Genomic DNA, 12,445 nt, shown 5'->3' with positions numbered 1-12,445 from the left:
GCCCGGTATGCCTGAAAAAGGCTGCCGGTTTTTTTTGGGTTGGTAATGCGTGGCAGCGAATTAAACGTAATCTTAAGAAAGATTTCGTCTAAATGAATGATTTAGTAGCGGGAAATCTTATGGTTTTGGATCGTTTTGATGAGATGGACCTAGAATATTCGGCCAATGTCGCCGACCGGGCACTTCGAACCATGTCACAACAGTCAGTGCCAGCAACGCCTGACAACTTCAGCGTTTGGTTCGCATATACTTTGGGTACGCCGCCAATGCTCCGTAAGACTATCGATGTCATGCTGAGCAACAGGCAAAAGTTTGATGCATCGATAGATAGAGAACTTTTCAATACCTTCATCGGGACGCCAACCGGCTCCCCCGATGTAGGCAGCGCAGCGGAACAGTTGAATGGCGCCGTAAGTGGTGCGAGAAATTTTCTGCAAGCAGCTATTGCGGACAACAAAACTCAAATCGCGGACCTAAGTAAAGCATCTGTCGAATGTAAGTCTGCTACGGACCCTCGCCCTATCATTCTTAGATTAGTCGGCGAGCTGGCAAAAGCTACTTCACGCGCAACTGCGTTGGAAGCAAATTTTGCATCGACATCTGAACAATTGGAGAAGGTTCGCGTCTCATTGCACGAGGCGGAGGAGCGGTCGAATACCGATTCTTTAACCGGCTTGGCAAATCGTCGGTCGTTAGAAAACTTCTTTCGCTCGGCCCTGATAGGGGCAATGGAGACAGGAGGTGCGCTTAGTGTGTTCATGATTGATATCGACCATTTTAAAAAATTCAATGATAGTCACGGTCATCAAATTGGCGATCAGGTTCTCAAGCTCGTCTCGAATGTTCTGCAAAGCAGTGTTAGAGAGTCGGATTTGGCAGCACGCTACGGCGGCGAGGAACTAATCACGGTCTTACCGGGGGTCAATCTATACGCCGCGAAAGAACTAGCTGAACGCATCCGCAAACGAATATCTGATGCTCGATTGAAAAAGCGCGTATCTGGGGCCGAAATTGGCAATGTAACTGTTTCCATTGGCGTTGCTCAATATCGCTTAGGGGAATCTTCTGAAGAAATGGTCGTGCGCTGCGACAAAGGCCTGTATCAGGCAAAGCGGATGGGGCGCAATCAAACTGTTTCAGAAGATGAAATCATCGAGCACGACGTTGCCTGATCAGCGCACGACGAAGGGGGACGTTCAGCCGGAGGGGCGGATTGCGCCGCGCCGTCGTGTGCTTAAGGCTGGCAGAATGACTTTCGCGAACGGCGGTGCGATCACGTGCACCTGTGCGAAACGTCTCGAAAACTGGCGCTGCGCTCGGTGTGACAAGCCCAATCGGCATTCCCGACAAATTTACATTGGTACTTGAGATGGAAACGGTGGTACTTTCCTGCGAAGTGGTGTGGCGCAAAGAAAATACTATAGGTGTGCGCTTTATCAGTGATGCGCCACGTTAGCGAGACCCATGACTATGTCGGTAACAAAAAGAAGCCGCCGCGACGATATCACCGCGACGGCTTGTATTGTTTTGAGAACAGAGATCGACCGCGCCACATGAGGCCGATCCCCGCCATGTTCGTACTGCGGGAAGATTAAGAAAATCTTGTGTCGGTCACTTGCAAAACGTTCTTCTTCAAAATGGCTATGGTAGCACGGCCTCCAAGGGTATGGATGCACAGACGATCAATCCTTTCGGTTTCCAGTCATAGGTAATTCTCCCACTGAGCTGCGCCTCGATGCTAATTCGCGTTAGATTTGAGCCGAAACCTAAACTCATTGGAGTTGCGACCGGAGGACCGCGCTTCTCTTCCCAATTAATTTTCAACGCGGTCTCGGTTACCTCTGTAGAAATCTCGACTAGGCCTTCCGCAGTCGATAGCGATCCGTATTTTGTGGAGTTGGTAGCAAGCTCATGGAAAAGCAGAGCAAGAGACATTGTCGCTCGCTCGTTCACCTGCAAGTCTTTTCCGGTAATGAGAATTCGCTCGTCTCGTTGATAGGGGGCAAGTAACTGATGAATGAGGTCGAACATTGAAGTGGCGATGAGCTTGGATGATGAAGCATTGTGCGGGCGAATAAAATCGTGTGCTTTGCCCAATGCAGCAATTCGTTTTGATAACTCAAATGAAAACTCTCGGCAGGCGGGGACGGATCGTGCTGAGAACGATATCAAACCCGAAACGACGGCAAATATGTTTTTGATGCGGTGGCTCAGCTCGTTTGCTAGCAGAGCGAGTGCATCTTCCGCCTGCACTTGCTCGGTTATTTCGGTGTTGACCCCATACCAAGCAGTGATCTCACCGCTTTCATTTCTCGCAGGATTTACCCGCGTCAGAAATGGAGTAAAGGTGCCGTCGAATTTCCGCAGCGGGAAAACCATTTCAAACGGTTCTCCAGAGGATATCGAGCCGCGCCACCGCTCAAGTACCCCAGGAAGTTCTTCAGGCTTATGGACAGACTGCCAGCCCCAGCCTTCCATTTCTTCAACGGTTGCGCCAGTAAATTCGTACCATCTCTTGTTGTACCAAGCGATGTAGCCATCGGGTTGGGCGATCCAACAAAGCGCGGGCAAGTTGTTCGCAAATTCACGCGCTGATAAGTCCCACATCTTGCCCCCACGCCGACGCAACTAACCAAAAAAATCTTAGTTCAAAAACTGGCTCGGCGAGCGTAGTAGCGCCCGCGAAGACGACAATAGGGGTTAGCGAACTTCTCGTCTATGCGTTAAGCGAGGCCAGCGGTAGGCCCGATTAGGGCCGCAACGGTGCCTTGGCTATCGTCCGCTCAGCTTTTCAATTGGGTCCGGGACGTGCCGCCATCCCTTTCACAAGCGTAGCGCGTTTAACGGCACGTTTGTGCGGAAACGGTCTCCCAATTTGCCTTGCCTTCGTCTGAACAGAGATGATTGTGCGGTTCATTGCGGCAGCCGCACGTACTGCAGAGGCCCCCGCATCTAGCAGGGCTTCCAGACGTGCAACATCTTCGGGCGTCCATAGACTTACGAAGGGTTTACGACGCATTTCATCAAAGCTGTGCGAGTTAAGCCACCCGTAGCGTGGCACATAGTAGTTCTCAAAATGTAGCTCACGTGGTGGTTGGCAGTAAAGTGCAAAGTTAGCGCCCAAAGTGGTGATCCGGAGAGAGCCATCCCGCAGGCCTCGCAGTACGTCTGATGCCAGGCGCATCAGCTCGGGGTTATCGTCCGCTCAGCTTTCCACCCGTTCGACAGGACAGGCGGCAAGGCTTAAGCCTTAAGACGAACGACCTTTAGAAAAATTAGAAACAACATCTTCCCCGCGCCCCGACTGAGTACCGGGCAGGAAATCCATCACCATGCCTACCGCAACTGAACGACCGAACCATCGCCCCCGTCGAGGCCTTCGACGCGAGGATGCCGCCGCATATATCGGGGTGAGCGCTTCGAAGTTCGACCAGCTTGTTACCGACAGCATCATGCCCAAGCCTGTCAGGCTGGGCGGCTGCGTGATCTGGGATATGAAGCGGCTCGACGCCGCTTTCGACGACCTCGTTACAGAGGTTGAGGTAAACCCTTGGGACGCTGTAGCTGCAGCATAGCCATGTCAGCCAGCCCTTCTTGCTCGGCTGCCTTGGTGTAGTTCTCGACCTCGGCAAGGGAGTCGTGGCCGGTCATGGCCGCGATCATGTGGACGGAACAGCCCGCCTGTGCCAGCCGGCGAGCTGCAGCCTTGCGCAGGGTATGAGGCGAAGCCTGTTCGGTTATGCCGGCACGCTTAGACCACGCGCTGAAAAGGTTGGAGAACGATTCGGGGGTGTACGCTCTGCCATCCTTTGTCCGCATGAAAGCTGGCGCACCGGCCGGCACCGCCGCGACCGCAAGAGCTTCCCGCAACATATCCGCGATGGGGATGACCAGCTGCTTCCCTGTCTTGATCTGGGTCAGCGCCAGCCGCCGCCCCGCGAAGTCGGTCGGGTCATAGGTCCCCACAATGTTCTTGGGGCTGAGCTTGACCACGTCGGACCGCCGTTGCGCCGTGCAGAGCAGGAGGGACAGGGCGAGGTACTGGCGGGTGCCCAAGGGGAACTTGGCGATGAAGGCTGACACGTCGGCCTCGCTGAACGTCCGGTAGCCCTTCTTTCCCAAGGGGGCCTCGGCCTTCTCGACGCCAAGGGTGGGGTTGTCCTCGCGATAGCCTCGCTGGACCGCGACCTTCATGAGCAGCTTCAGGACGCGGCGCACGCTGTTGCCAGCCTCGGGACCGCCAGCCTTAACCCTGCGGTCGATCATGCGCTCGACGTCGGCCCGGCGCATCTTCTTGACCGGGAAGGTGCCGACCTCAGCTTCCAGCTTGTCGAAGAGCCGGGTGTAATTCTTGATGGTGGTCGGCCCCAGTCTGCCGAAGTATTTCGAGGCTTTGTATTCGGCGACCAGCGCCGACATCGATCCCGGCAGCGGCGCGACCTTGGGGCCTTCCGTCTTACTGAGTCGCACCTTGCTGCCAGACTTCACGCCTGCGAGCTGCGAGGCTTCCAAGGCCGCGCCGTACGCGAGCATGAAGGTTGGGGTGTAGGGCAGGCCGGGCAGTGGCTGGCGCTTCACGCCTGCGCGGCGGAAGTAGAAGCGAGGCTTATTGTGTCGGTCGGTGAACGCCTGAACGTACTTTGGCAGCGAGCGCGGCATTGCAAATCGGTTCCCGTAAATGGAACCTAACCGTGACCTGTGGGATGACGACTGTCAAACCTTGGGGCGGTTTGACAATTTCCGACAATTAAGTGTGTGAGAGATCAGCACCTTAAGGGGAAAATGGTGCTCCCTAGCGGAATCGAACCGCTGTTTTCGCCGTGAGAGGGCAACGTCCTAACCGCTAGACGAAGGGAGCATTGAGGCAAGCAATAGCCAAGATGGATGGCGGTGGCAAGATGCCAAAAGGAGGTTTGATGGGAATAGAAGCGACGGCGTTGGATTTACGGTTCCTGCGCGAATTTCAGCGTGCCGGCCGGCTTCAGCGTCTTGGCGTCAAAGGTGCGGATCTCGGTGGCGTCGCCGACATCCAGCGTCAGCACCAGGCGGTCGCCGGCGACCGCCGTGGACAGGATTCTGGCACCTTTCGGCAGGGTCGCCGTGGTAGCTTGCGTCACGACGCTTCCCTCGGACTTGAAAAGGCGGTAGCCGATCACAACGAGCAGTGCGCCCACGCCCAGCGCAGTGGTCAGCCCGGCAATCAGCATCATCCGCCTGACCTTCGCCATCATGGCCGCGGTCGCTTCAGGGTTCGGATCGGGCGCAACAGGTTCAGTCATGCAAAACTCTTCTGATCAGGGCATACCCGCCACCAACGATGTCACGCTGGACGTCACGGTGCAGGGCGATGAGGGCTCGGTGCGGCTCGACCGCGTGCTGGCGGTGCGCAGTCCCGCGCTGTCGCGCTCGCGGCTGAAGGCGCTGATTCTGGCCGGGCAGGTCAGGATCGGCGCCGATGCCGTTCGCGACCCCGCTTATCATGTCACTGCGGGCGATACGATCACAATCGACGTGCCGCCGGCGGTCGCCGCCGAGCCGGAAGGCGAGGACATCGCGCTCGATATCGTGTTCGAGGACGAGGACATCATCGTCATCAACAAGCCGAAGGGGCTGGTGGTGCATCCCGCCGCCGGCCACGAGACCGGCACGCTGGTCAACGCGCTGATCGCCCATTGCGGCGCGATCCTGTCGGGGATCGGCGGCGTCAAGCGGCCGGGCATCGTGCACCGGCTCGACAAGGATACCACCGGCCTGATGGTGGTTGCCAAGAACGACCACGCGCACCAGTCGCTGTCCGCGCAGTTCGCCGACCACGGCCGCACCAACGAGATGCGGCGGGGCTACATGGCGTTTGCCTGGGGCGTGCCGAACCGGCAGCGCGGCACCGTGGAGGCGCCGATCGACCGCCATCCCTATGCCCGCGAGAAAATGGCGGTGCGCGATACCGGCCGCGAGGCGGTGACGCATTGGGAAGTGCAGCAGACCTTCGACGATCGCCACGGCCGGCCGGTCGCCAGCCTTCTGGCGTGCCAGCTCGAGACCGGCCGTACCCACCAGATTCGCGTCCATCTGGCGCATATCCAGCATCCGCTGATGGGCGATTCAGTGTATGGTCCGCATTTCAAGACCAAGAGCAATGCGCTGGGTCCCGTCAGCCAGAAGGCGCTGGCCGAACTCGATCGCCAGGCGCTGCACGCCTATCTGCTGGCCCTCGAACACCCGCGCAGTGGCGAGATTCTCGAATGGATTTCCGACCTGCCGCCCGACCTCGCCCGCCTGCGCGATGCCCTGGCGGTGACGGAATGACGCAGATGCATATATTAAATTGAGGTATTCCAATAAGTTATTTAAGTAACACGCGGACGTGACAGAAAGTTCACTTCCAATACGCCTGTAGTCAGGTGTATGTTGCGTCTGCGTTGAACATGCAACGTGGAACATCGCAGCAAGAGCGGCTTTAGTAACGCGCTCGCTGCCTGGCCCGCCGCTATCGGGGGCCTGAACGACTGGAGGGTGCTACCATGGCCCGTACAGCTACACTGCCGGTTCTCAACGGAGAATCCGGACTGTCCCGCTACCTGTCGGAAATCCGCAAATTTCCGATGCTGGAACCCCAGCAGGAATATATGTACGCCAAGTCCTGGCGCGAGCATGACGACCGCGACGCGGCGCATCATCTCGTGACCAGCCATTTGCGGCTCGTCGCCAAGATCGCGATGGGCTATCGCGGCTACGGCCTGCCGATCTCCGAGGTCGTCTCGGAAGGCAACGTCGGCCTGATGCAGGCGGTGAAGCGGTTCGAGCCCGAGAAGGGCTTCCGCCTCGCCACCTACGCCATGTGGTGGATCAAGGCATCGATTCAAGAGTACATCCTGCGCTCGTGGTCGCTCGTGAAGATGGGCACCACCGCGAACCAGAAAAAACTGTTCTTCAATTTGCGCAAGGCGAAGAGCAAGATCTCGGCGCTGGACGAGGGCGATATGCGCCCGGATCAGGTCAAGATCATTGCCAAGCGCCTCGGCGTCACCGAGCAGGACGTGGTCGACATGAACCGCCGCCTCGGCGGCGATGCGTCGCTCAACGCCCCGATCCGGGACGATGGCGAGGCCGGCGAATGGCAGGACTGGCTGGTCGACCATGCGCCGACGCAGGAAGCGGTGCTGGCCGAGCATGAGGAACTGGATCACCGCCGTCAGGCGCTGAACGGCGCGATCGGCGTGCTCAACCCGCGCGAGAAGCGTATCTTCGAGGCGCGTCGCCTGGCAGACGACCCGATGACGCTGGAGGATCTCGCCACGGAGTTCGGCGTCTCCCGCGAGCGCGTCCGCCAGATCGAGGTGCGTGCCTTCGAGAAGGTGCAGACCGCGGTCAAGGGCACCATCGCCCGCCAGGAGCAGGCGGCGATGGAAGCTGCCTACTGAGCGGATGGAATGTTAAGCGAAAAGCCGGCGGCAACGCCGGCTTTTTGCGTTTAGACCTGCGCCACCAGATGAAAGAAGCTGCCGGTGACATTGCGGCGTCGGCTTCCTGCGGCCACCGGCTCGCTGTCGTAGGCATCCGTTGCCAGCGCGAACGGCGCGTCGTCGCCCTGGTCGATAATCGTGGCGTAGTGGAATTCATGGCCGCGAAACGTCGCGCCGGTCTTGCCGAGACAACCGTCCGCAGCGAGTCGCGCTTCGCGATAGCCGAGGTGCATCTTGCGGGCCGCAAAGCTGGTGCGGACACTGAGCAAGCCGGCCATGCGATGTACGACGCCTTCCTTGTCGGTCAGTGTCTCGCCGAGCGTCATGTAGCCTCCGCATTCGCCATGCACCGGCCGCGTTTCGGCGAATTGCCGCAGTCCGCTCAGAAAGACGGCCGACGCCGCAAGCCGTCCGGCGTGCAGTTCCGGATAACCACCCGGCAGCCAGCAGATATCGCACTGCTCCGGCGGTGCTTCATTCGCCAGCGGCGAGAAGAACGAAATCTCGGCGCCGGCGCTGCGCCAGCCCGACAACAGATGCGGATAGATGAAGGAAAACGCCTGATCTCTGGCCATCGCGATGCGTCGTCCCGGCGGCGGCAATGCGGCTTGCGCAGATGGAGCCGCATCGGCGTTGGACGCCGAAGCCAGCGCGGCGATCGCATCAAGATCGACATGCTCGCTGACGAAGCCGGCCATCGCATCGAGCCGCGCGTCGAGGTCGGATGTCTCGCCCGCCTGCACGAGTCCGAGATGTCGCTCCGGCAAAACGATTCCCGGAGATTTCGGTAGGGCGCCGAGAATCGGAAGGCCCAAAGGCGCGATGCCCTCGGTCACCAGCCGCAGATGCCGCGCGCTGCCGACGCGGTTGAGAATCACCCCGGCGATGGTGACGCGCGGGTCGAATCCCAAGCACCCCCGAACGATGGCGCCGGCGGATTGCGATTGCCCGCTGACGTCGATCACCAGCACGACCGGCAGGCCGAGCGCGGCGGCGATATCGGCGGACGAGCCCGAGCGTCCGGTTGCCGCAGGCACGCCGTCGAACAGTCCCATCGAGGCCTCGCAGATCACCAATTCGGATTCGGCTGAGGCCTCACGCGCGAGCCGCGCGATCAGATCGGAACGCATCGCCCAACTGTCGAGATTGAGGCTGGGCCGTCCGCTCGCCGCGGCATGGAACGCGGGATCGATGTAATCCGGACCGCATTTGACGCCGCCGACGCGAAACCCCTTGTTACGCAGCGCGCGCAGCAGGCCGATCGTCACGGTGGTCTTGCCGCTGCCGGAACGCGGCGCGGCGATCATCAGGCCGCGGGCGGCATCGGGCATCATTTTTCTCCGCACGCGCTGGCGTGGTTGGGCCCGTCATACAGCACCTCGCCCGCTTGCTGAAGCACCTTCGCCGGCTGTATCATGCATGACCTGCGAGAGGCGTTGCTCGCCAATCTGTGGTTCCCGATGAGCGATGTTTCCGACCCGCCGAACCTGCGCCGCGGCTGGACCACCGGCACCTGCGCGACCGCGGCAACCCGCGCCGCCTACCAGGCGCTGCTGACCGGCGAATTTCCCGATCCGGTGGCGGTGCTGTTGCCCGGCGGCACGCGCCCGGCCTTTTCGCTGGCGATGCAGGAAAGCGGCGATGGCTTCGCCCGCGCCGGCATCGTCAAGGACGCCGGCGATGACCCCGATGTCACCCATGGCGCGCTGATCATCGCGACGGTGCGTCTTGGCGCACCCGGCCGCGGCATCCAGTTCCGCGCCGGCGACGGCGTCGGCACCGTGACGCGACCGGGATTGCCGCTGCCTCCCGGCGAACCCGCCATCAACCCGGTGCCGCGTGAGATGATGCGCACGGCGATCGCCGAGGTCGCCGCAGCGTGCGGCGGCGCGGGCGACGTGGTGGTGGAAATCTCCGTGCCCGGCGGGGCGAGGATCGCCGAGCGCACGCTGAACGGCCGGCTCGGCATCGTCGGCGGCATTTCGATCCTCGGCACGTCCGGCATCGTCGTGCCGTATTCCTGCGCGGCGTGGATCCATTCGATCTATCGCGGCATCGACGTCGCGCGCGCGATGGGCTTGCAGCATGTCGCGGGCTCGACCGGCAACACGTCCGAGCAGGCGGTGCAGAAGCTGCACGGCCTGCACGAGGTGGCGCTGATCGACATGGGCGATTTCGTCGGCGGCATGCTGAAATATCTGCGGCGAAATCCCGTCGCGCGCATCTCCATTGCCGGCGGCATGGGTAAGATGACCAAGCTCGGCCAGGGCATGCTCGACCTGCATTCGAAGCGCGGCGAGGTCGATCGCGACTGGCTGGCGCAACTGGCCAGCGCGGCCGACGGCACTGCCGAACTGGCTGATAGCATCCGCGCCGCCAACACCGCCAAGGATGCCTTCGAGATCGCCGACCGTGCCGGCATCCGGCTTGGCGGACGCGTCGCTGAAGCCGCGTGGATCACCGCCGCACATGTGCTGCGCGACTGCGATATCGAACTGGAAACCGTGATCTTCGATCGCGATGGCCAATTGCTGGCGCAAACGCCGTTCCGTCGGGTCTGCTAGTCGTCGCTGTTCGACACGTCGCGGAAGCGGCGGTGATAGTCGGCGTTATACAGAGCGCTGTCGCGAAAGCCGCTGGCGGTGAGCACGCGGCCGACGAAGATCAGCGCGGTGCGCTCAATCGGCGCTTTCGCCACCTCATCGACGATGCTGGAAAGCGTGCCGCGCACGATCTGCTGGTCTGGCCAGCTCGCGCGATAGACGATCGCGACCGGGCAATCGGCGCCGTATTGCGGCAGCAGCTCGGCGACGACCGTGTCCAGCGTATGGATCGAGAGGTGGATCGCCAGCGTCGCTCCGGTCTGCGCGAAGGTCGAGAGCTTCTCGCCGGGCGGCATCGACGAGGCGCGACCCGAGGTCCGCGTCAGCACCAGAGATTGCGCGACTTCCGGCAGCGTCAGTTCGCGGCCGAGCGCGGCGGCGGCGGCCGCAAATGACGGCACGCCGGGCGTGATCGTGTAGGGGATCTGCAGCGCGTCGAGCCGCCGCAATTGTTCGCCCATCGCGCTCCACACCGAGAGATCGCCGGAATGCAGCCGCGCCACGTCATGGCCGGCCGCCTGCGCGCGCGAAAACTCGGCGGCGATCTGGTCAAGGTCCAGCGAGGCCGTATCGACGATGCGGGCGTCCGGCGGGCACCAGGCCAGCAATTCCCTTGGCACCAGCGATCCCGCATAGAGGCAGACAGGGCAGTGCGCGATCAGGTCGCGGCCGCGCACGGTGATCAGATCGGGCGCGCCCGGGCCCGCGCCGATGAAATGCACGGTCATGATGGCTCTCCAGGATCCGGCAGCCGTGCGGCGATGGCGCAGGTGGCGTGGTCGCTGCTGATGCGCGGCACCACCAGCGTGGCGTCGGTGCCGGCGCCGGCCAGCGCGGCGGCTTCCGCGACCGAGGCCACGCCGAACAGTTCCTGCGCGCGGGCTGAATAGATTTGCGTGCGCGGCATCGCGGCGTTGAGCTGATCGCGCGACAGAAACACCAGCTCGATGCCGAGCAGGTCGGCGGCCTGCCGGATGCCCGGCTCGTCGCGCTTGTCCTCGATCGTGAACAATTTTCGCGCGCCGTGTTCGGGCAGATGCTGCGGCCATTCCGCCAGCGCCTGCGAAATCAGCCGGATCAGCACGTCGCCCGCGCACCCCTTGCGGCAGCCGATGCCAATGGCAATCATATCTGTCATGGCTTGATCACCGACCATTGCACCACCGGCATCGCCGCGCGCCAGCCGTGGAAGCCGCCGATCCTGTCGGCGCGCGCGAAATTGAACGATAGCAATTCACCGCCCAGCGCCGTGAAGCGGCGCGTCAGCTCGGCCTGGGTCTCGATCGTCACCGCATTGACCACCAGGCGACCGCGCGGCGCCAGCGCGGACCAGGCGGCATCGAGCACGCCGTCATTGGTCGCACCGCCGCCGACGAAGATGGCATCGGGCTGCGGCAGGCCGTGCAGGATGCCGGGTGCGGCACCTTCGACGATCTGCAGATCCGGCACGCCGAGCGCGAGCGCGTTGCGTTGGATGCGTGCAATGCGGGAGGGATCGCGTTCGATCGCGATGGCGCAGTTGGCGGGATCGGCCAGCATCCATTCGATCGAGACCGAGCCGGAGCCCGCGCCGATGTCCCACATCAATTCGCCGCGGCGCGGCGCCAGCACCGACAGCGTCACCGCGCGCATCTCGCGCCGGGTGATCTGGCCGTCATGTTCGAACCAGTCATCGGGCAGGCTGCCTACACGGGGGATGATACGCGCGCCGTGGTCAGCGACGACTTCCAGCGCGATGGTGTTCAGCGGATCGATGTCGCCCAACGCAAAGCCATCTGCCAAGGACTGGCGGATGCGCTGGCGCGGACCGCCGATGTTTTCCAGCACCGTCAGGATGGAGTGGCCCATGCCGCGCGCCTGCAGCAGGCCGGCGAGTTTGCCGGGGGTGGTGCCATCCCATGACAGTGCAAGGATGCGCGCGCCGGGCCGCAACTGCGGAATGATGCGCTCCAGCGGTCGGCCGTGCAGCGTCAGCAGCGCGCAATCCTGCTGCGCCCAGCCGAGTTTCGACGCCGCAAGGCTGAAGGCCGAGGCTGAGGGCAGGCAGAGCATTTCTTCGGCAGCAATATGCTGCATCAGCAGCGATCCGATGCCGTAGAAGAAAGGATCGCCGCTGGCGAGCACGCAGACAGGTTGGCCGCGTCGCGCCAGTATCCCGGGAAACGCCGCGTCAGGTGGCGAGGGCCAGGCCAGTCGTTCGCCCGGAAATTCGCCGGCCAGCGCCAGATGCCGCTTGCCGCCGACCACCAGGCAGGCTTGCGCCAGCAGGTTTCGTGCGGCAGGAGAGAGGCCTTCGAGGCCGTCTTCGCCAAGGCCGACGATCGACAGCCACGGGCGTGTGCTGGACGGGGTCACCGGCGGCTCCGTATTGGAAGGGCA

Annotated in this window: 12 protein-coding genes and 1 tRNA gene; 5 read left to right on the top strand and 8 right to left on the bottom strand. The window is 61.8% G+C overall.

Annotated features, from left to right (window positions below):
• The first annotated feature begins 92 nt into the window (after positions 1-92).
• Positions 93-1,172 carry a GGDEF domain-containing protein gene (locus FNL56_RS21445; protein WP_143582339.1) on the top strand — a complete coding sequence of 360 codons (1,080 nt, stop codon included), beginning with the start codon at positions 93-95 and terminating at the stop codon, positions 1,170-1,172.
• A gap of 95 nt (positions 1,173-1,267) precedes the next feature.
• A complete protein-coding gene (locus FNL56_RS21440) occupies positions 1,268-1,456 on the top strand; it encodes a PilZ domain-containing protein (RefSeq protein ID WP_441351243.1) in 189 nt (62 codons plus the stop codon).
• Between the two features lie 185 nt (positions 1,457-1,641).
• Here the strand turns inward: FNL56_RS21440 and FNL56_RS21435 are convergent, their stop codons facing one another.
• The 4 genes from FNL56_RS21435 to FNL56_RS21415 all read right to left on the bottom strand — a co-directional run bounded on the left by FNL56_RS21435 (position 1,642) and on the right by FNL56_RS21415 (position 5,279).
• The gene (locus tag FNL56_RS21435; RefSeq protein ID WP_143582338.1) at positions 1,642-2,607 is read right to left on the bottom strand and encodes an HWE histidine kinase domain-containing protein; all 966 of its coding nucleotides are present in this window, start codon (positions 2,605-2,607) and stop codon (positions 1,642-1,644) included.
• A gap of 921 nt (positions 2,608-3,528) precedes the next feature.
• Positions 3,529-4,659 carry a tyrosine-type recombinase/integrase gene (locus tag FNL56_RS21425; RefSeq protein WP_143582336.1) on the bottom strand — a complete coding sequence of 377 codons (1,131 nt, stop codon included), beginning with the start codon at positions 4,657-4,659 and terminating at the stop codon, positions 3,529-3,531.
• Between the two features lie 124 nt (positions 4,660-4,783).
• Positions 4,784-4,858 (bottom strand) — tRNA-Glu (locus FNL56_RS21420).
• A gap of 85 nt (positions 4,859-4,943) precedes the next feature.
• Complete coding sequence (locus FNL56_RS21415; protein ID WP_143582335.1) at positions 4,944-5,279, bottom strand: hypothetical protein; 336 nt, start codon at positions 5,277-5,279, stop codon at positions 4,944-4,946.
• Here FNL56_RS21415 and FNL56_RS21410 point away from each other — a divergent pair.
• Positions 5,278-6,306, top strand: a complete 1,029-nt coding sequence (locus FNL56_RS21410; protein ID WP_143582334.1) for an RluA family pseudouridine synthase — start codon at positions 5,278-5,280, stop codon at positions 6,304-6,306. The genes FNL56_RS21415 and FNL56_RS21410 overlap by 2 nt on opposite strands.
• Positions 6,307-6,521: 215 nt before the next feature.
• On the top strand, positions 6,522-7,421 hold the full coding sequence (gene rpoH, locus FNL56_RS21405; protein ID WP_143574931.1) for an RNA polymerase sigma factor RpoH: 900 nt from the start codon (positions 6,522-6,524) through the stop codon (positions 7,419-7,421).
• 50 nt (positions 7,422-7,471) lie between these two features.
• Here rpoH and FNL56_RS21400 read toward each other — a convergent pair whose 3' ends face one another.
• Positions 7,472-8,797, bottom strand: coding sequence for a cobyrinate a,c-diamide synthase (locus tag FNL56_RS21400; protein ID WP_143582333.1), 1,326 nt, complete (start codon positions 8,795-8,797; stop codon positions 7,472-7,474).
• 81 nt (positions 8,798-8,878) lie between these two features.
• On the opposite strand from FNL56_RS21400, the gene FNL56_RS21395 reads away from it, so the two are divergent.
• The gene (locus FNL56_RS21395) at positions 8,879-10,027 is read left to right on the top strand and encodes a cobalt-precorrin-5B (C(1))-methyltransferase (RefSeq protein WP_441351242.1); all 1,149 of its coding nucleotides are present in this window, start codon (positions 8,879-8,881) and stop codon (positions 10,025-10,027) included.
• On the opposite strand, the gene cobM is transcribed toward FNL56_RS21395, so the two are convergent.
• The 3 genes from cobM to cbiE are packed head-to-tail and all read right to left on the bottom strand — an operon-like array spanning position 10,024 to position 12,421.
• Positions 10,024-10,794, bottom strand: a complete 771-nt coding sequence (cobM, locus tag FNL56_RS21390) for a precorrin-4 C(11)-methyltransferase (protein WP_143574929.1) — start codon at positions 10,792-10,794, stop codon at positions 10,024-10,026. The two genes, FNL56_RS21395 and cobM, sit on opposite strands and share 4 nt — an antisense overlap.
• Entirely contained in the window at positions 10,791-11,204 is a 414-nt protein-coding gene (locus FNL56_RS21385) for a cobalamin biosynthesis protein (protein WP_143574928.1), read from the bottom strand. The genes cobM and FNL56_RS21385 overlap by 4 nt, the downstream gene beginning before the upstream one ends.
• Positions 11,201-12,421: a precorrin-6y C5,15-methyltransferase (decarboxylating) subunit CbiE gene (cbiE, locus tag FNL56_RS21380; protein WP_143582332.1), complete on the bottom strand. Its 1,221-nt coding sequence runs from the start codon at positions 12,419-12,421 to the stop codon at positions 11,201-11,203. The genes FNL56_RS21385 and cbiE overlap by 4 nt, the downstream gene beginning before the upstream one ends.
• Positions 12,422-12,445 lie beyond the last annotated feature (24 nt).

The sequence above is a fragment of the Tardiphaga sp. vice304 genome (genome assembly GCF_007018905.1).
Taxonomy (GTDB): Bacteria; Pseudomonadota; Alphaproteobacteria; order Rhizobiales; family Xanthobacteraceae; genus Tardiphaga.
The sequence above is the reverse complement of the archived record's forward strand: the minus strand, read 5'-3'. Positions and strand labels throughout refer to the sequence as shown.

What these genes read in the sequence shown, in the direction of transcription:
- FNL56_RS21425 (WP_143582336.1), bottom strand. Translation starts at nt 4,659, where the DNA reads ATGCCGCGCTCGCTGCCAAAGTACGTTCAGGCGTTCACCGACCGACAC.
- FNL56_RS21385 (WP_143574928.1), bottom strand. Translation starts at nt 11,204, where the DNA reads ATGACAGATATGATTGCCATTGGCATCGGCTGCCGCAAGGGGTGCGCG.
- cobM (WP_143574929.1), bottom strand. Translation starts at nt 10,794, where the DNA reads ATGACCGTGCATTTCATCGGCGCGGGCCCGGGCGCGCCCGATCTGATC.
- FNL56_RS21395 (WP_441351242.1), top strand. Translation starts at nt 8,879, where the DNA reads ATGCATGACCTGCGAGAGGCGTTGCTCGCCAATCTGTGGTTCCCGATG.
- FNL56_RS21435 (WP_143582338.1), bottom strand. Translation starts at nt 2,607, where the DNA reads ATGTGGGACTTATCAGCGCGTGAATTTGCGAACAACTTGCCCGCGCTT.
- FNL56_RS21445 (WP_143582339.1), top strand. Translation starts at nt 93, where the DNA reads ATGAATGATTTAGTAGCGGGAAATCTTATGGTTTTGGATCGTTTTGAT.
- FNL56_RS21400 (WP_143582333.1), bottom strand. Translation starts at nt 8,797, where the DNA reads ATGATGCCCGATGCCGCCCGCGGCCTGATGATCGCCGCGCCGCGTTCC.
- rpoH (WP_143574931.1), top strand. Translation starts at nt 6,522, where the DNA reads ATGGCCCGTACAGCTACACTGCCGGTTCTCAACGGAGAATCCGGACTG.
- FNL56_RS21410 (WP_143582334.1), top strand. Translation starts at nt 5,278, where the DNA reads ATGCAAAACTCTTCTGATCAGGGCATACCCGCCACCAACGATGTCACG.
- FNL56_RS21415 (WP_143582335.1), bottom strand. Translation starts at nt 5,279, where the DNA reads ATGACTGAACCTGTTGCGCCCGATCCGAACCCTGAAGCGACCGCGGCC.